An 18,868-nucleotide genomic window follows, 5' to 3' on the forward strand; every position below is an offset into this window, starting at 1 on the left:
GAAGTAAATAATGAAAGAGATCTATCCTGTACCAGCAGAATTTAAAAAAACCGCACGGACCACCGAGGCTGAATATTTCGAACGCTATCAGCGCTCTATTGAAGAACCGGATGAGTTTTGGGCCGAGCAAGCCCAGCGCCTTGACTGGATCAAGCCATTTACCAAAGTTAAAGACACCAGCTTCGACAAAGATAATTTCAAGATCGAATGGTTTGCTGATGGCCAGCTGAATGTCAGTGCCAACTGTCTGGACCGCCATCTAAAAGAGCATCCTTATAAGCCGGCAATTATCTGGGAAGGGGATCATCCATCCCGTCACAAAATTATCTCTTTTCATGAGCTGTATGATGAAACCTGCCGCTTTGCCAATGTCCTGAAAAAGAACGGCATCAAGAAAGGTGACCGTGTGGTGCTGTACATGCCAATGGTCTCTGAAGCTGCGATTGCCATGCTGGCCTGCGCCCGTATTGGCGCAGTACATTGCGTGGTATTTGGCGGTTTCTCGCCAGATTCGCTGGCTAGCCGTATTGAGGACAGCCAGGCGAAAATGGTCATCACAGCTGACTCCGGTATGCGTGGCGGCAAGCCTATTCCACTGAAAGCCAATGTGGATGAAGCCCTGAAAATTGCTGGTACTGAATCAGTAGAGCACGTCATGGTGGTGCATCGCACGGGTAATCCGATCGAAATGAAGGAAGGTCGGGACCTGTGGTATCACATGGAAATCATGACGGTCAATGAGATCTGTCCACCTGAACCCATGAATGCAGAAGATCCTCTGTTTATTCTGTATACATCAGGCTCAACAGGCAAGCCAAAAGGGGTACTGCATACCACCGGTGGTTATCTGACGTATGTGAACTCCAGCTTTCGTGAAGTTTTCGACATCAAGCAGGATGATGTGTTCTGGTGTACCGCTGATGTGGGCTGGATCACCGGACACTCTTACGTGCTCTATGGCCCATTATCGAATGGTACCACCACCGTCATGTTTGAAGGGGTTCCGCAATATCCAAGCTGGGCACGCACCGGGCATATCGTAGACAAACACAATGTCACTATTCTCTATACCGCACCCACTGCGATTCGCGCCATGATGCGTGAAGGGGATGCCTTTGTGCGTGAAAGTGACCGCAGCAGCCTGCGCCTGCTCGGTTCAGTCGGGGAACCGATTAATCCGGAAGCTTGGAACTGGTACTACAGCGTAGTCGGTGAAAGCCGCTGTCCGATTGTGGATACCTGGTGGCAAACCGAAACTGGTGGTTTCATGATTACCCCATTGCCAGGTGCAACCGATCTGAAACCAGGCTCTGCAACCCGACCATTCTTTGGTGTGCAGCCAGCGATTGTTGATGCTGAAGGCAAAGAGATGGAAGGTGCAGTGGAAGGTAATCTGGTGATCAAGGATTCCTGGCCAGGTCAGATGCGCACCATCTGGGGTGATCCGGAACGCTTTATCGAGGCTTATTTCTCGACTTATCCGGGGACCTATTTCACGGGTGATGGTGCGCGTCGGGATGAAGATGGCTATTACTGGATTACCGGTCGTGTCGATGACGTGCTGAATGTATCCGGTCATCGTCTGGGAACAGCTGAAATTGAAAGTGCACTGGTAGCACATGAGTCTGTAGCTGAAGCTGCAGTCGTGGGTATGCCACATGATATTAAGGGTCAGGGTATCTGTGCTTTCGTGACTCTGCAGGCAGGAACCGAGAGTACGGAAGAACTGCGTGCTGAACTGGTGGCCTGGGTGCGCAAGATTCTTGGACCAGTCGCGACGCCAGATGCACTGCACTGGGCGCCAGCATTACCGAAAACCCGCTCTGGTAAAATCATGCGCCGGATCTTGAGAAAAATTGCAGCGAATGAACTGGATAGCTTAGGTGATACTTCAACTTTAGCTGAACCACAGGTGGTGGATAACCTGATTGCCGAAGTGCAAAGAACCGCTTAAATTTTTATAAAATCAAGAGAATACCGGCTTTCTTTAGCCGGTATTTTTATATCACTGATAAGCTCTGCATGCTTTCGGATATGGGCTCCGAACTTGATCTGTTAAGCTTCTGGCATGCTGTAGATAGCTAAAATGAGTACAAAAGAATGAATGTGCGACAACAATACCTGGATCAATCTCCGCTTGATATTGCTCAGTCTTTGGCAGATCAGTTTGCCCTGAGCGCAGCTGAACGTGATAAACAGGGGGGCAATCCCAAGCAGCAACGTGACCTGATTCGTGACAGTGGCTTGCTCGGGTTGTCTATTCCAAAGCAATATGGCGGGCAGGGTGCAGACTGGCAGACAATTTTTCAGACCATTCAGGCAATTGCACGCGTAGACAGTTCACTGGCACATGTTTATGGCTTTCATCATTTATTGATTGCGACGGTACAACTGTTCTCACAGCTGGAACAATATGGTCCCTGGTTTGAACAGACTGCACGTGAAAACCTATTCTGGGGCAATACCTTAAACCCGCTGGATCGCCGTACGACAGCCATTAAAGTTTCTGACCAAGAATATATTTTCCATGGAGACAAGAGCTTCTGTTCCGGTTCAATCGACTCAGACATCCTGCTCTGTTCAGGTTATAACGAAGAGGGCCAACTACTGATTGGCGTAATTCCAACCCAGCGTGAAGGCGTCAGCTTCCTGGGTGACTGGAACAATATGGGCCAGCGTCAAACAGACAGTGGTACCAGTCATTTTGAACAGGTGAAAATTCATAAAGATGAGCTGTTATTGAATCCCGGGCCATTGAGTTCACCATATTCCAGCCTGCGTCCATTGATTGCCCAGCTGATTTTTGTGCATATGTTCCTCGGTGTAGCGGAAGGGGCCTTTGAAGTAGCCAAGCAGACAGTACAGACACAAAAAGCCTGGTCGAAATCACTGGTTAAAAATGCAGTCAATGATCCCTTTATCCAGAAGCATTTTGCCGATTTTTATGTACAGCTAGAAGGCGTACGTCTATTGGCAAACAAAGCCATTCAGACTTTGCAAAAGGCTTGGAATGTGGGGCCTGATCTAACAGCTGAAGAGCGTGGTGAAGTATCTATTGCCATTGCCACCGCAAAAATCGCTGCAACCAATACTTCACTGTATATTACCCAGAATATTTTCCAGGTCATGGGCGCACGAGCAACGACAGCCAAGCTAAATCTGGACCGTTTCTGGCGCAATGTACGTACTCAAACCCTGCATGATCCGGTGGATTACAAATATCAGGAAATAGGTGAATGGGTACTGACGGGTAAAGTGCCTGATCCAAGTTTTTATTCTTGATTCATTTTTTAAAAAGCCTCTATTTGGAGGCTTTTTATTGGTCAGTAGTCTGACTTAAATTTGTTTAAATACTTCGATTGCCCGGACGCGGGACTGTTTTAAATCGACAATCGGTTTTGGATAATCCAGCCCTAAATCTGGGTTTTTGGCATAAGGTTCATGAATGGTTTTAGCATCCAGATGTGCCAGTTCTGGAACCCATTCACGGATATAGTCGCCGTTGGGATCGAAACGCTGTGACTGATTCACCGGATTAAAAATCCGGAAATAAGGTGCTGCATCCATGCCGGTCGAGGCGCACCATTGCCAGCCGCCATTGTTAGCAGCCAGGTCACCATCAATCAGATGTTGCATAAACCAGGCTTCGCCCAGCCGCCAGTCGATCAGCAGATTTTTGCTCAGGAACATCGCGGTAATCATGCGTACCCGGTTATGCATCCAGCCCGTTGCCAGCAGCTGGCGCATACCGGCATCAACAATCGGAATCCCCGTCCGGCCTTGCTGCCAGGCCGCTAAATCTTCTGGAACATCACGCCATTCTATCGCCTTGGTATTTTCCTTAAATGGCTGATGTCTGGACACTTTAGGAAAATCGTGCAGGGTATGCTGGTAAAATTCACGCCAGAGCAGTTCATCCAGCCAGGTCTGCTGACCGACATCTTCAAGCTGGAAATAACCTTGAGAAGAGGTGAATAAAGCCTGCACACACTCCCGGATTGAAAGAATACCGATATTTAAATACGGCGATAACTGGCTGGTACCATCGATCGCTGGAAAATCCCGATCGGTTTTATAATCCTTTAGCCGGTCTGCGATAAATTCATTCAGTAATTCAAAGGCGTGTTTATCTTCAACTGGCCAATACGGGTTGGCTGTTTCTGGCCGATAAGCCTCAGAAAATTTATCCAAATTAAAATTAAACTGAGAAAGATCGAGTTGTAACTTAGGCTGTGCTTCAATATCTGGATAACAGGAAGGCACATCGATAAGCAGTCGTTCATAGCATTTCTTTTTAAATGCAGTAAACACCTGATAAGGCTGCTGGCTCTGATTGCGGATCGAACCTAAAGGAAACAGGGTACGATCTTCATAGTATTCACAACTAATCTGATGCTGTTGCAATAATTGCTCGACAGCCTGATCACGCTGCTGCTCATTAAGCCCGGTTTCGATATTGCAGTGCACGGTGCTGATCTGAAATTGCTGGCACAGTGCCAAAAGCTGCTCTGAAATATCTTTCCAGAGTGGAATATTTAAAATTAGAAGAGGGATATTCAATGCTTCTAGCTGCTGTTTCAGGATTTTTAGCCGGCGCAGATAGAAGTCGATCTTGATCGGTGCATCCTGATGCAGTTGCCATTGTTCAGGTGACAGGATGACCAGCGCCAGACATTGCCTGCTTTGTGCTGCATGCCATAAGGCAGCATGGTCATGAAGGCGTAAGTCGTTCCGGAACCAGATCAGATGCATGACAGTTTTCTAAATCAATAAGATGCCATGCATTCTAGATAATCTGATCAAACAGAAATAGTAGAGAAATATTAACGTGATAGGAGCTGAAGTTTGTCACTATCAGCTCTGAAGGTATTAGCCTTTGGCGAGATGGATATTTTCCAGCGTATCTACCAGAGTTCGGGTCATCTGGTCAATTTCATAATTCACTTCATCACCAACCTGAACAGATTTCCAGGTCGTTAGACGTAGGGTTTCTGGAATCAGGTCAATCGAAATCTCACTTTTGACACGATCGACATGGTTTACTGTCAGGCTGCAGCCATTCAGTCCGATAAAACCTTTCAGGAAAAAGTATTTGATATTGCCAGCTGGAATCTGCAGGTTAATATGCAGGGTTTCACCGCGACGCTCGATCTGGGTGACTTGAGCTGTGCCTTCAATGTGTCCGTACAGGTTATGACCGCCATTTTCCGCCCCCACTTTTGCTGAACGTTCAATATTTACTTCATCACCGACTTTAAGTGATTTTAAAGTGGTGAGTTCAAGCGTGACATTAGAAATATCAAAATGAATCTGTTGCTGTTCATGGTCAATCGTGGTCACGGTCAGGCATACACCATTTAGTGCGACACTGGCACCAATAAATACATCTGCAAAGAAACCTTGCTGATCACTGACAATGATCGTAATAAAGCCATTGCCTTTGCGAATTTCAACGACCTTTTCCAGGCCTTGGACAATACCGGTATACATAGTTAAAACATCTATTCTTGCAATTGCATCACATTGTAGGGAGGAATACAGAATCCGGCTAGCGTTGTACTGTACTGCCTGGTTTTCTGCCCAGATAAAAAAATCCCCTAAGCCGAGCCTTAGGGGAGTGAATGGAAAGCGCTGAGATTTATTGGAATACTTATACGAGCTCAGCGTCTTCTTGTTGCACAGCCGTTGCCTGTTGTGCTTCAAGTTCACGGACCAAAGGCAATACCTTTTGGCCAAAATATTCAACTTCTTCAATAAAGTGCAGGAAGCCAGACAGAATTAGATCCACACCGACTTTTTTCAGTTCGATGATGCGTTCAGCAATTTGCTGCGGTGTACCAATCAGGTTAGTGCGGAAGCCGTCATTGTATTGAACCAGATCTTCAAAAGTAGACTTGGCCCAGTTACCTTCACCTTCTGCGGTTGCTGCACCTGCTTCCCGCGTTGCATCACTAAAAGATCTCACGGCCTGGACATTGGCCTTGGCAACGATTTCCTGCAGTACTGCTTGTGCTTCTTCCTCAGTATCGCGTGCAATAACGAAGGCATTCACACCGATTTTTACCTGGTGATTGTTGGCTTTGGCCTTTTCACGGATATCATCAATCTGTTTTTTCAATTCTTCAGGTGTGTTGCCATTGGTGAAGTACCAGTCGGATACACGTGAAGCCATATCGCGTGCAGCGCGGGAGCTGCCCCCCTGGAAAATTTCAATATGCGGTTTCTGTACCGGCTTTGGACTCAAGCTATAGTCATTAAACTGGTAATACTTGCCATCAAAACTGAAATGATCTTGAGTCCAGACACCTTTCAGACTACGGATAAACTCTTCTGAACGGGCATAGCGCTGGTCATGCTCTGGCCATTCTTCACCAATTGCATCAAACTCGCCGCGGAACCAGCCACTGACCACATTAATTGCAATACGGCCATTGGTCAGGTGATCGATGGTTGCCAGCTGTTTAGCAGCCAGCGCAGGTTTCCATGGACCTGGCAGAATCGCAGCGATGACTTTCAAACGTTCAGTCTTTGCCAGAATACCGTGGCTAAAACTGACTGATTCATGCTGATTTTCTGCATTATAGCCTGCAGTAAAACGGATCTGGGTCAGGGCATAGTCAAAGCCAGCCTTTTCCGCTGTCTGTGCCAGACGTACATTATAGTCATAGCTCCAGTCGGTGCGCTGCTCGATGTTACTCACCACCAGACCACCGCTCACATTTGGAACCCAATATGCAAAAGTAATATGTTTTTTATTTGACATTCTTCTCACCCTCTGAAGAAGTTTTTCGTTAAGCAACTTGAGTTTTTGGTGCTTTTTTGCTGTGTAAGCGGGACTCTGCTGCATCCAGGCTAGGCACTGCTGCTGAAGGCAGCACTTCTTCCTGTTCAATCTGTTTATTGATGCCCAGGTTCTGATTGGCTTGTTGAGACTTTTCTTTAATCACTTCAGCACGTTGACCTTTGGCTGGTGCCCATTCCAGGATTGGTAATGCACGTGCGACAGCCAGTGTGATACGTGCGCGAAGCAGTTCGCTGTGAATGGTATATTCAGGTGTGAAGTCACGATCCGTTGCGTACACACCAATTGGTAATGTTTGTGCCTGAAAGAAGCTGAATAATGGACGTAATTGATGTTCAAGCACCAGTGCATGACGGTCACTGCCACCGGATGCTGCTAACAGGACAGGAACATCCACCAGCGCCGTTTGCTCTACAAAGTCGAAGAAGTGTTTGAACAGGCCAGTGAAAGAGGCACGGTAAACTGGAGTGCCGACGATCAGTGCATCCGCTGCTTCTACAACTGCCAAATCATCCTGAATGCGTTGCGGTAACTGGTTACGGTAGATTGCGCCACCCAGTAACTGACCAATTTCACTGAATTTAATGAAATGTACATTGATAGGTGTGGCTTCACCCAGCTCATCAATAATCGCTTGTACCAACGCTTCAGTTTTAGAAGGATGATTTAAACCACCAGAAACGGCAACGATATTGAGCGGCTTTTGTAGATCTTGATTTGACATTTTGGAACCTAAAAACGGGTTAGTCTCGGAATGAACCTATTAATCCAAAATGCACTCATGGGTGTAAAATAAGGAAAAGCTGAAAAGTTATCTACATTTGAGATATAACTAAAATATTTGCTTTTTGGAAAGCCAATCGCAACTAATACATTGATATTTTGACTTATATTGAATAAGAATAAGCATTCTAGTCAGCTAATAACACATATACAAAAAAATGATGAGAATTAAATAATTAGTGAAATACCCATATTCTAGAGTTTATGTAACGAAACTGGATATTATTTTTAAAAATTGTACAGTCTTGCATATCGCTGACCTACCGACTACAGGTAGAATATAAGCTACCGTGCACAAGATCTCTCTCACGTCCTATGAATATTTTAATCGTTGATGATCATCCACTGTTTCGTCATGCTTTAATTCAAGCCGTTCGTTATAGCTTACCGCAAGCACAAATTCATGAAACTGCAGCAGTCAATGAATTTTATGAACGCCTGGAAAATGGTCCTGAACCTGATCTTGTGCTGCTGGATCTGAATTTACCGGGTGCTTCCGGCTTTTCTGCATTGGTGCATGTCCGTGCTCAATATCCTTCGCTTCCAATTATTGTGGTATCGGCTCACGAAGAAGTCAGCATCATTCAACGCGCAATTGCACATGGTGCGATGGGTTATATTCCAAAATCAGCACATCCAAGCCATATTGGTGAAGCGATTCGGGAAGTACTGGAAGGCGAAATCTGGTTACCGCCAAATCTGCCAGCTAATATGAACTTTGATCCGCGTGCGGCTGATGAAACTGCACTGGCTGAACGTATTCAGTCTTTGACCCCACAACAGTTCCGCGTATTGATGATGGTGGCAGAAGGTTTGCTGAACAAGCAGATTGCTTATGAACTGGATGTATCGGAAGCAACCATTAAAGCCCACGTGACTGCGATCTTCCGTAAGCTTGGCGTACAGAACCGTACCCAGGCTGTCTTGGCGATCAATGCGCTGAATATTGAAGAAAAGAAAATCTAAGCTTTTCGAAGCGCCAAAAAAAGACCTCCGCAGAGGTCTTTTTTTATGGTCTGAATATCTGCTTTTAGGCAATACAGTCCTGTTTTGGCGTAAGGTCAGCACAGAACAGCGGGTTCAAGGCACATTGCAGTTCATCAATCTGTTCTTGAGTCACATAGCCTTTTGACATCAGGTATTCAGCAACACGGTCGTCACGCAGACTTAAAAAAGCTGCATCATACACACCCAGATCGACAAACAGCGCAGCCGTTTCCAGGCTGTTAAACCGATCCAGGTAAACATCATTGCCATACATCAGGAAAATATGATCCTGTTCTGACTTTGGATCGACGCGTAGGCGCTCTGCCAGCTCGATTGGTGAGGTTTTAATAAAGAGCAGCTCAGAAAGTTCATCAAACTGTGAGGTGTCCAGCTGGTCATCACCAGTTTTAACCTTGGCCAGCCATGCTTTAAATACCAGTACCGCACCACCGCGCAATAACATGCTCCAGATCTGATGACGGGTATCTTCACTTAAATCTGCAGCTTCGGTTTCCAGAGACTGAATCAGCTTCGATTCCTGCTCTGCCAGACGCTCGAACAGCCCCAGACCTTGCGGCTTATAGGCAAAAGGCTCAAACACATCAAAGTGCAGCTCATCAAATACCTGTAGGGCGAGAGGAACTGCAGATTGATACAGGGTTTCTAGCGCTTCAATTTGAGCAGGATCAAGTTTGCTGTACTTAAACAGATTATTCCAGTCGATTGCCGGCAGCATGGCATTGGCACCGTATTGACGATGAAACTGTCGGTTCTGATTGATCTCAGTATTAGTGTCTAGGCTCATGATTAGTCATCCTTTATGCAGTAATAAATGATCAGCTGACATGCGGATGAGGAATATAGGCATGAATAGATACTGATCGTTTCTAAGTCATATTTTTAGAGCGAAATAGGGGCATGAAAAAATACGACTAAAGTTCAAGCAATCAAGTTAATCCTATATTAGTTTATATAAAATAATAGCTTACAATATTGTAACCAAGTACACACAGGTTCACGTCAGGAATGGTGAAGTTTTGCCATAGCGATTTTTAAAATGATGTTTTTGGTCAATTGATGTAAGGATTTTTAGCCTGATTCTGATATTTTTGGCACATGCGCTTAAAAATCATGCAAATATTGAAATTTTTTGTGACATTTAACATAAAAAGTGCCTGCTTTACACGGTAAAACAGGCACTTATCGAAACCATAACCACTTAACTGTCTGAGATTTTTAAACCCGATAGCCATGAACGTAATGAAGCAGGTTTCAGCGGTTTTTTCAGCAGCACAATATTCAGTTCCTTAAGCTGCTGTGGCAGTTCAGGATCAGAATCCGCAGTGATCAAGGCAACCGGTACATTTGGCTTACGATTATCTACGATAAAGTCCAGGCCGCGTTGGTCATGATTCAAATGCTGATCCACCAGCCAGACCTGAATATTTTCCTGTTCAATCATTTCCTGTGCCTGTTCAGGCTCTGTAGCTTTAAATACCTGATATCCCCATTTGGTCAGCAAGGTCGACATACCTTCCAGAATGGTTTCATCATTGTCCAGACATAGCACTTTAAAGGCTTTGGATTTCAGCGGTACCGCCTGCACTGGAGCTGCCACAACTTTTGGTGCCTCAGTGAGCGGTACTTCAATCATGAAGCAGGAGCCTTTGCCATATTCAGAGTAGACGTGTACCGGATAGTCCAGCATGCTGGTCATACGCTGCACAATCGCCAGACCCAGCCCCAAACCTTGTTCACCCCATGGAGAGGTATGACCACAGCGCTCAAATTCCTGGAACAGTTTGATCCGCTGTTCTTCGGCAATACCCGGTCCGGTATCCCATACGCCAATACGGATATGATTCGGTTTGCTGCTGGAGCGCAGTACACCCACAATCACTTTACCGCTGGCAGTATAACGGAGTGCATTGCTGACAAAGTTCTGGATAATCCGGCGAATCCATTGTGGATCAGTATCAATCCAGAACTGCGCATCATGCACACTGAACTTGATGCCACGCTGTGCTGCGATGGATTTAAACTGTAATTCCAGATCGCTGAGCAGATCATGCAATGGATAGGCTTGACGCTTCGGCTGAATCGTTCCACCTTCCAGACGGGCAATATCCAGCAGGGCAGAAAGCATGCTTTCTGCACCATACAAGGCACGGTCCAGCTGCTGTAAGGTCTTGCGATCTTCTTCGCTTTGCACACTTTGTTCCAGTGCCGTACTGAACAGACGTGCTGCATGCATCGGCTGTAACAGGTCATGACTGGCTGCTGCAATAAAGCGGCTTTTGGACATATTCGCCTTGTCTGCCTGTTCACGAGCCAGTTGCTGTTCGGACAAGGCATCCGCAAGCTGCTGGGTACGATCACGCACACGTGCTTCCAGTACGGCTTCATTTTCACGGAAGGCGGTAATATCCGCAAAGGTCGTAACAAAACCACCGCCTTCAATCGGATTGCCACGCATCTGAATCACGCGGCCATCTTTACGGATCCGCTCGAATTCATGTGCACTACCGACCTGCATCCAGTGAATCCGTTTACGTACATGTTCTTCAACCGAACCCGGCCCACATTCACCGCGCTCGGCGTTATAACGAATCAGGTCGGCGATCGGGCAACCAACATAAACAATATCTTTTGGATAATCAAATAGCTTCAGATACTGGTTGTTCCATGCTACCAGGCACATGTTTTCATCGACGACACTGACACCTTGGGTCATATGGTCGATCATGGTCATGATCAGGTTCTGGTTAAAGCGTTGCCACTGGGAAGCTTGGTCAAGAATATTGGCAACCTGACCAAGAGCCAGACCGTTATTTACCATCGCAGTGGTCAATAAGGTACGCGCTGAGGCAGCACCGATCGTGCCAGCCAGATATTGCTCGGTAAAGCGCCACCACATGCCATTGGCACTGCTATTTTCATTCAGCTCGACATTATTCTGGGTACAGAACTGCTTGAATGCACGCGTGGTGGGTTCTTCACCGGTAATGCGTTTGGCCAGCGTAATCAGGTCACCGACTTTTAAACGGGCCACATCCTGATGGGAATAGCTCACTTCAGTAGTTGGGCTCTGTGAAGGCAGGGGTTTGGTTTCATAGTAGAAGAAACTTTCCGCCTGAATCTGCTCTGCCACACTTGGACGGAAGATGCGTGACACCCAAATGTAAAGCAGTAAATTGAGACCGAGTGACCACACCACACCATGAGTCAGGGAATCAAAGGATTCAAAACCCAGTAATGCTTCAGGACGAAGCCAGTTGAGCGCCAGTGGGCCATAATTGAGAAAGTCGTGGCTAAACTGCTGATATGTTTCGGGCAGGCTACGCAGAATGGTCGGGAACAGTAAGGTATAAGCCCACAAAGCAAAACCGGTCAGCAAGCCGGCATAGACACCCTGTTTACTGCCACCCCGCCAGTACAGACCACCAATCAGGGCAGGGGCAAACTGTGCCACCGCACTAAAGGCCAGCAGACCGAAGATAGAAAGCTGATCAATATCATTAAAGAAATTGAAGAACAGGAAGCCCATCAGCATTACAGCTAAGATAGAGATGCGTCGGGTAAATTTCAGTACCAGTGGCAGACGTTTGTCATGGCGTGAAATCAGATTAGAACGCCACAGCGCCGGCATGATCAAGTCATTACTCAGCATGATCGATAAGGCAACGGAAGACACCAATAACATCCCGGTGGATGCCGAGAATCCTCCGAGGAAGGCTAATAGGGTCAGCCAGTCCTGGTTATAGCTCAGAGGCAAAGACAGTACTGCTACATCTGGAATCGCCAGATAATGTGGTGCCGCATGTAGTGCCCAACTGGCAATTGGAATGATCGCGATGGTAGTCAGAATCAGATAAACTGCAAACCAGCGGCGGGCGCCACGGATATGCTTTTCATCACGCAGTTCAACCACGGCCACGTGGAACTGACGCGGCAAACAGATAATCGCCAATGCCGCGAGTAAAGTTTGTACCCAGAAACTTTCTGGCACGCCAAACAGTTGCACTTCATGGAAGGTGGTTTTGATATCGCCCGTAATCTGCGACAAATTTTCTGGTGCAGCAAACATGAAGAAACCAGCAACTGCCAGTAATGCAAACAGCTTAACGAAAGATTCAAAGGCGACTGCCAGCATCAGGCCGCCATGCTGTTCAGTATTGGCAATCTGCCGGGTACCAAACATCATCGCCAGAATCGCCAGAATACCGGTCAGGAACAGCACGCCATTGGTCGTGCCTGTTACCCCTGCGGAAGGTTCCAGAATCACGGATGCACTTAGGGCAATCGCACGCAATTGCAAGGCCAGATAGGGAATAATCGCAATGACTGCCAGAATGGTGACCAGTGAAGCCAGTGGTCCACTTTTACCATAACGTGCCGCGACAAAATCTGCGATCGAGGAAATGGCATGGTGCTGACGTACTCGTCCCAACCGGCGCCAGATGTCATAACCAATCGCGACAAAAAGCAGTGGGCCGAGGTAGATAGGTAGGAAAATAATCCCTTCACGTACTGCAGCACCTGTTGCTCCATAAAAGGTCCAGGAAGAACAGTAGACACCTAAAGTTAAGCTAAACAATAGCATGCGTCCACGAGTGCTGAGCCGACTGGCGTGTTTCTCCCCGAAAAATGCACAAACAAAGAGTAATGCGATATAGAGGGTGAGTACCCCTATGATGAGCCAACTGTTCATATTGCCTGAAGTGTACTGAGCATGCGGCTATGATACAGCATCATGAACGCAGGCGTTCAAATTGCTTATTTTTTAACGACCAAAGTCTAAATTACAAGCACCTGCGATTATTGTTAATTTGTAACAGTGATAATTCGAATTAAAAAATAGTCGGCCCAAGGTTGGGCTACAGGAGTGTAATTATGGATGAGGTACAAGTAGATCGTATTCTACAGAATCCAAAATTTAAGGAAATGGTCCGCAGGAAAAGTATGCTGAGCTGGACGTTGACTGGCATCATGCTATTTGTCTATGTGGGTTTCATGTTGCTTGTTGGCTACAACAAAGAATTTCTATTGTCTTCAATTTCAGGTGGTGTAACGACTTGGGGTATTCCGCTAGGTTTGGGAATTATTGTGCTGTCATTTATTTTATGCGGCGTCTATTCCTATATCGCGAATAACCGTCTTGATCAACTTACTGAAGAAGCAATTCGTGAAGTAGAAGCGATTGCTCATGAAAAAGGACACCACTAAGATGAAATGGAATTCTCTTATTGCCTTTGCTGCGACCACAATAGCTTCAGGTATGGCACTGGCCGGTCCTGATCTGGGTGCAGCTGAACAGCAGGCAACCAATTGGCCTGCAATTATCATGTTCCTGATTTTTGTGGGAGCAACCCTGTTTATTACTAAATGGGCGGCAAAACAAACCACCAATACCAAAGATTTCTATACAGCCGGTGGCGGGATCTCTGGTTTCCAGAATGGTCTGGCAATTGCCGGTGACTATATGTCAGCAGCATCCTTCCTGGGTATTTCCGCAATGGTATTCCTATCTGGTTTCGATGGCTTGCTGTATTCCCTGGGCTTCATGGTGGGTTGGCCGATCGTATTGTTTCTGGTAGCAGAACGTCTGCGTAACCTGGGTAAATATAATCTGTCAGATGTCGTCTCTTTCCGCTTACAGGAAAAACCAGTACGTACTTTGGCTGCATTAAGCTCCTTGGTTGTAGTAGCGTTCTACCTGATTGCACAGATGGTGGGTGCAGGCCAGCTGATCAAGCTTCTATTCGGTCTGAACTATAATATTGCAGTTGTTATTGTCGGTTTACTGATGATGGCTTACGTGATGTTCGGTGGCATGCTGGCAACGACTTGGGTACAGATCATCAAGGCCGTAATGCTGTTATCTGGTGCGACCTTCATGGCTTTCATGGTGATGAAAGGCGTGGGCTTCAGTTTTACCAATATGTTTGAACAGGCGATTGGTGTCTATTCAAAAGTGCATGATCTGAGCTTGGCTGATGCAACCAAAATCATGGGTCCTGGTAGCTTGGCGTCTAACCCGGTTGATGCAATCTCTCTTGGTCTTGCCTTGATGTTTGGTACAGCAGGTCTGCCACATATCCTGATGCGTTTCTTCACAGTAAAAGATGCCAAAGAAGCACGTAAATCGGTGGTCGTGGCGACAGGCTTTATTGGTTATTTTTACCTGTTAACCTTCATCATCGGTTTCGGTGCGATTCTATATGTATCGAATAACCCGCAATTCTTGGATATTGCAAAAATGGCCATCACTGGCAAGCTTGAGCTTGTGGGTGGTAACAACATGGCAGCAGTTCACTTGTCTGATGCATTGGGCGGTGACTTGTTCATGGGCTTCATTTCAGCAGTTGCATTTGCCACCATCCTTGCGGTTGTTGCAGGTCTGACCTTGTCAGGTGCATCAGCAATTTCACATGATTTGTATGCCAACGTATTGAAGAAAGGTCAAACCACGCCTGAATCTGAACTGCGTATGTCTAAAATTGCGACTTTAGGTCTTGCAATCTTTGCCATGATTTTGGGTATCCTGTTCGAGAAGCAAAACGTTGCCTTCATGGTTGGTCTAGCATTCTCTGTGGCTGCATGTGCCAACTTCCCGGTACTTGTACTTTCCATGTTCTGGAAAGGTTTAACAACTCGTGGCGCAGTAGCAGGTGGTCTTGTAGGTTTAGTATTAGCAGTGGTACTTATCGTACTGTCTAAAGCAGTTTGGGTAGATACATTGGGTATTTCTGATACACCAATTAATCCATACAATGGTCCTGCATTATTTGCGATGCCTTTAGCATTCTTCTTCTGCTGGCTGTTCTCTGTGACAGATAACTCTGCACAAGCACAAGCGGAACGCAAAGCATTCGATGCACAGTTTGTACGTTCACAAACAGGTATTGGTATCTCAGGTGCCTCTGATCACTAAGATGATTTGATCACCTATAAAAAAAGTCCCGCAAGGGACTTTTTTTATTGCCTGTAGATGCCAACGCTCATGAAGAAGTTCATTTTTCCATCTCTTTATTGCATAGCTGGATTTCTAGATTTTGGAAAAAACAGAAGATCAAGTCTTTTCTATGACATGTTACGAGAAGAACACAGGAGTACAACCAAGCGAATAAGAACAATAACTTATCATTTTACTTAAGTTTAGATATGTGATCGAAATACATTTTTTTATTCAAGTTTTTTTTGAGTAATGTATGTGGGACCGATCTGGTCTGATTAATAAAAAGCAAAAATGGAGTGGATATGTCTTCCAGAACCACATCCTGGTATTCCAATGTGAATCCTCGTGTGTTTTTAACAACTGTCATCATCATTGGACTATTTCTTTTAATGGTGGTCCTGGCACCTAATTCGTTTGAACTGATGACGCAGCAACTGAACCAGTGGGTGACGACCTCTTTTAGCTGGTTCTATGTACTCTCTGTTGCAATTTTCCTGATTCTGCTGATTTTTATTGCACTATCGGACATGGGCAGGATTAAGCTTGGTCCGGACCATAGTATGCCGGATTATAACAATACCTCCTGGTTTGCCATGCTGTTTACTGCCGGCATGGGCATTGGGCTGATGTTCTTCGGTGTTGCTGAACCGGTAATGCACTATGTCACTCCGCCATCGGGTGAACCGGAAACTATTCAGGCGGCACAGCAGGCCATGCGTGTGACCTTCTTTCACTGGGGACTCCATGCCTGGGCGATCTATACACTGGTCGGATTATCCTTGGCTTACTTTGCCTACCGGCATCAGTTACCTTTGAAAATACGCTCTGCACTTTATCCTTTAATTGGCAAGCGAATTTACGGCCCGATCGGGGATGGTGTCGATATCTTCGCAACGATTGGAACCGTATTTGGTGTCGCTACCACTTTGGGTTTCGGAGTAACACAGATCAATTCTGGTCTGAACTATCTGTTTGGCATTGAGCAAAGTACTGGAGTACAAGTCATCCTGATTATTATTGTCAGTGCGATGGCTTCACTCTCGGTATTTTTTGGTCTGGATAAAGGGATTAAACGCCTATCCGAACTGAATCTGGTTTTGGCTTTGGGACTATTACTTTTTGTCTTTCTGGCAGGACCGACTATTTATCTGCTGCAAACGACTATTCAAAACGTCGGACAGTATGTGTCTGGTCTATTCAGTATGACCTTTAATCTTTATGCCTATCAGCCTAATGGCTGGATTGGCGGATGGACCATTATGTACTGGGCCTGGTGGATTTCCTGGTCACCATTTGTCGGGATGTTCATTGCCCGGGTATCTCGAGGTCGAACGGTTCGCGAATTCATCGTGGGCGTTTTACTGATTCCAACCGGCTTTACCCTGATCTGGATGGGCTTTATGGGCAATGCTGCGCTTTACAGCATTTTGCATGAAGCGAATATTAACCTAATGCAGGCAGTACAGCGTGACTCATCTGTGGCACTGTTTGAATTTCTGCAGGGGTTGCCTTTCTCGGCAGTGATGAGTGTAGTCGCCACATTCTTGGTAATGTTATTTTTCGTCACTTCGGCTGACTCTGGTGCACTGGTTACTGATTATCTGACTGCGAAATCTGATCAGTCTCCAACTTGGCAGCGTCTGTTCTGGACAGTGATCATGGCTTTACTGGCAATTGTGCTGTTATATGCAGGTGGCCTGGCTGCACTGCAATCTGCCACCATGTTGAGTGCTTTGCCTTTTACCTTGATCATGTTGGTGATTAGTTGGGGGCTGATCAAAGCACTGCGGCTGGAAGTCACCAAAATGCATGCATTACAAGAAGCCCGAATTACACCACGAGCAATTCATAATCCGCGTAGCTGGCAGCAACGTTTGGGACTTATCATGCATTATGCTCATAATGAACAGGAAGTGACAGCGTATATCCAGTCGGAAGTCAGACAGGCATTTTTAAGTATTCAGAAAGAGTTTCAACGCCGTCATCATGCCGTCATCATTGATGAAATAGAGCAGGGACTTTGCTTACGAGTAGATCATCAGGATGAAGCGAATTTCGTTTATGCAGTGGTTGCACGCCAGATCTTGCCGCCAAGTTTTATGCCATCTCAGGGTGAAGATGCAGGACAATATTTTCAAGCTGAAGTCTTCCTCAATGAAGGTGGGCAAAACTATGATGTGATGGAATGGACCCGGGAAGATCTTTTGCAGGATATTTTGGATCAGTATGAACGGCATCTGCACTTCTTGAGCAGGGTGCGCTAAGTGGTGCTATCGCTTAATTAACCTAATAAACCGAATAAAAAAGGATGCATATTGTGTCCTTTTTTATTCGGTTTATCTTGAAATTTAACAAGGATATGAACCCTTAACTTATTTATAAATAATAAAAATTTCATTTATTCTTTAATAAAAATATAGATGATTAGCTCGTAAAATGATGAAGGAAAAATCTATATTAATAAACTAAAAAATTAGATGTGATTTAACTGCTTATATTTTTAAATGAATACATCATTTTGATACAAAGCACTGCTCTGCATATGACATGATTACATGTTAAGTTTGAGCAGATAACAATAAAACTGCAGATTGTAGTGTCATGAAGAAGAAGGATTAGATGAAGCAAGCTTTGTTAATGTGCTGGACGACCTTTAAGCGCCTGCCTTCTGCATGGCTGCTTTGTCTGCAATTCATCATTCTGATCCTGTCAGTACTGAGCTATGAATACGCACCTTATCGGGCTGCAACTTGGGTACTAGGCGTATTGGTTTTACTGGTGATCGCTAGGGTTATTCGTCAGACTCCCGTATTTACCTTATTGGGATTAAGTTTCGTTGTTGGTGCGCTATTTTTTTCATCATTGGTTTTATTCGGGATGAAACAAGTCTGGGTCTTAATTACCGCCCATGCCTTTGAAGCATGTGCTTATTTTAGTGCATCCTATGGTTTATTGCGTTATATGTTTCATGACCGTTACCTGACCAAAGATGAATTATTTGCGGCAGGCGCAGCCTTTACTTTGATGGCTTGGGGTTTCGCTTTTCTTTATAGTATCTGTCAGTTATTGGTTCCCTATAGTTTTGCTGATCCAGATCTACAAGCTTATCAGCCCTGGTTAGATTTGCTGTTCTTGAGTTTTAGTGTGCAGTCCGCGACAGGATTGGCGGATACCATGCCAGTGAGTCCATTTGCCAGAATGCTCGCCATGATCCAGATGTTCTTTGGCGTGATGTATCTGGCATTGATTGTCTCTCGACTGGTGGGGCTGCAATATATTTCTCATTTACCGCATAGAAAATCAGAGCAAGAAAAAAAGGACACATAAAGTGTCCTTTT

13 protein-coding genes are annotated in these 18,868 nt (G+C 45.6%); 7 read left to right on the plus strand and 6 right to left on the minus strand.

The features are described from left to right. Window positions 1-10: 10 nt before the first annotated feature. On the plus strand, window positions 11-1,954 hold the full coding sequence (gene acs, locus C8322_RS00650; RefSeq protein WP_005220600.1) for an acetate--CoA ligase: 1,944 nt from the start codon (window positions 11-13) through the stop codon (window positions 1,952-1,954). 146 nt (window positions 1,955-2,100) lie between these two features. Beyond that, window positions 2,101-3,282: an acyl-CoA dehydrogenase family protein gene (locus tag C8322_RS00655; protein ID WP_111810263.1), complete on the plus strand. Its 1,182-nt coding sequence runs from the start codon at window positions 2,101-2,103 to the stop codon at window positions 3,280-3,282. 54 nt (window positions 3,283-3,336) lie between these two features. Here C8322_RS00655 and phrB read toward each other — a convergent pair whose 3' ends face one another. The 4 genes from phrB to msuE form a co-directional block, all read right to left on the minus strand. Further along, window positions 3,337-4,752 carry a deoxyribodipyrimidine photo-lyase gene (gene phrB, locus C8322_RS00660; RefSeq protein ID WP_111810264.1) on the minus strand — a complete coding sequence of 472 codons (1,416 nt, stop codon included), beginning with the start codon at window positions 4,750-4,752 and terminating at the stop codon, window positions 3,337-3,339. Between the two features lie 117 nt (window positions 4,753-4,869). Then, window positions 4,870-5,490, minus strand: coding sequence for a riboflavin synthase (locus tag C8322_RS00665; protein WP_008305713.1), 621 nt, complete (start codon window positions 5,488-5,490; stop codon window positions 4,870-4,872). Window positions 5,491-5,650: 160 nt separating this feature from the next. Further along, a complete protein-coding gene (gene sfnG, locus C8322_RS00670; RefSeq protein ID WP_008305711.1) occupies window positions 5,651-6,763 on the minus strand; it encodes a dimethylsulfone monooxygenase SfnG in 1,113 nt (370 codons plus the stop codon). A 28-nt stretch (window positions 6,764-6,791) separates the two neighbouring features. Next, window positions 6,792-7,526: an FMN reductase gene (msuE, locus tag C8322_RS00675; protein ID WP_004813699.1), complete on the minus strand. Its 735-nt coding sequence runs from the start codon at window positions 7,524-7,526 to the stop codon at window positions 6,792-6,794. A gap of 374 nt (window positions 7,527-7,900) precedes the next feature. Between msuE and C8322_RS00680 the strand changes: the two genes are divergently transcribed. Next, window positions 7,901-8,551 carry a response regulator gene (locus C8322_RS00680; RefSeq protein ID WP_004813697.1) on the plus strand — a complete coding sequence of 217 codons (651 nt, stop codon included), beginning with the start codon at window positions 7,901-7,903 and terminating at the stop codon, window positions 8,549-8,551. Window positions 8,552-8,615: 64 nt separating this feature from the next. Here the strand turns inward: C8322_RS00680 and C8322_RS00685 are convergent, their stop codons facing one another. Both C8322_RS00685 and C8322_RS00690 read right to left on the minus strand, forming a co-directional pair. Continuing rightward, the gene (locus C8322_RS00685; RefSeq protein WP_004813695.1) at window positions 8,616-9,377 is read right to left on the minus strand and encodes a hypothetical protein; all 762 of its coding nucleotides are present in this window, start codon (window positions 9,375-9,377) and stop codon (window positions 8,616-8,618) included. 414 nt (window positions 9,378-9,791) lie between these two features. Further along, entirely contained in the window at window positions 9,792-13,283 is a 3,492-nt protein-coding gene (locus tag C8322_RS00690) for a PAS domain-containing hybrid sensor histidine kinase/response regulator (RefSeq protein ID WP_008305709.1), read from the minus strand. A 182-nt stretch (window positions 13,284-13,465) separates the two neighbouring features. Between C8322_RS00690 and C8322_RS00695 the strand changes: the two genes are divergently transcribed. The 4 genes from C8322_RS00695 (at window position 13,466) to C8322_RS00710 (ending at window position 18,857) form a co-directional block, all read left to right on the plus strand. Then, window positions 13,466-13,798, plus strand: a complete 333-nt coding sequence (locus C8322_RS00695; RefSeq protein ID WP_008305708.1) for a DUF485 domain-containing protein — start codon at window positions 13,466-13,468, stop codon at window positions 13,796-13,798. 1 nt (window position 13,799) lies between these two features. Beyond that, on the plus strand, window positions 13,800-15,506 hold the full coding sequence (locus C8322_RS00700) for a cation acetate symporter (RefSeq protein ID WP_008305707.1): 1,707 nt from the start codon (window positions 13,800-13,802) through the stop codon (window positions 15,504-15,506). A 326-nt stretch (window positions 15,507-15,832) separates the two neighbouring features. Next, a complete protein-coding gene (locus C8322_RS00705; RefSeq protein WP_008306028.1) occupies window positions 15,833-17,794 on the plus strand; it encodes a BCCT family transporter in 1,962 nt (653 codons plus the stop codon). A 355-nt stretch (window positions 17,795-18,149) separates the two neighbouring features. Continuing rightward, window positions 18,150-18,857, plus strand: coding sequence for an ion channel (locus tag C8322_RS00710; protein WP_004813684.1), 708 nt, complete (start codon window positions 18,150-18,152; stop codon window positions 18,855-18,857). Window positions 18,858-18,868 lie beyond the last annotated feature (11 nt).

Source organism: Acinetobacter sp. SM1B, assembly GCF_003289665.1.
Lineage (GTDB): Bacteria > Pseudomonadota > Gammaproteobacteria > Pseudomonadales > Moraxellaceae > Acinetobacter > Acinetobacter schindleri.

Coding starts and splice junctions, on each gene's coding strand:
- phrB (WP_111810264.1), bottom strand. CDS start 4,752: ATGCATCTGATCTGGTTCCGGAACGACTTACGCCTTCATGACCATGCT.
- acs (WP_005220600.1), top strand. CDS start 11: ATGAAAGAGATCTATCCTGTACCAGCAGAATTTAAAAAAACCGCACGG.
- sfnG (WP_008305711.1), bottom strand. CDS start 6,763: ATGTCAAATAAAAAACATATTACTTTTGCATATTGGGTTCCAAATGTG.
- C8322_RS00710 (WP_004813684.1), top strand. CDS start 18,150: ATGAAGCAAGCTTTGTTAATGTGCTGGACGACCTTTAAGCGCCTGCCT.
- C8322_RS00690 (WP_008305709.1), bottom strand. CDS start 13,283: ATGAACAGTTGGCTCATCATAGGGGTACTCACCCTCTATATCGCATTA.
- C8322_RS00685 (WP_004813695.1), bottom strand. CDS start 9,377: ATGAGCCTAGACACTAATACTGAGATCAATCAGAACCGACAGTTTCAT.
- C8322_RS00705 (WP_008306028.1), top strand. CDS start 15,833: ATGTCTTCCAGAACCACATCCTGGTATTCCAATGTGAATCCTCGTGTG.
- msuE (WP_004813699.1), bottom strand. CDS start 7,526: ATGTCAAATCAAGATCTACAAAAGCCGCTCAATATCGTTGCCGTTTCT.
- C8322_RS00700 (WP_008305707.1), top strand. CDS start 13,800: ATGAAATGGAATTCTCTTATTGCCTTTGCTGCGACCACAATAGCTTCA.
- C8322_RS00655 (WP_111810263.1), top strand. CDS start 2,101: ATGAATGTGCGACAACAATACCTGGATCAATCTCCGCTTGATATTGCT.
- C8322_RS00695 (WP_008305708.1), top strand. CDS start 13,466: ATGGATGAGGTACAAGTAGATCGTATTCTACAGAATCCAAAATTTAAG.
- C8322_RS00665 (WP_008305713.1), bottom strand. CDS start 5,490: ATGTATACCGGTATTGTCCAAGGCCTGGAAAAGGTCGTTGAAATTCGC.
- C8322_RS00680 (WP_004813697.1), top strand. CDS start 7,901: ATGAATATTTTAATCGTTGATGATCATCCACTGTTTCGTCATGCTTTA.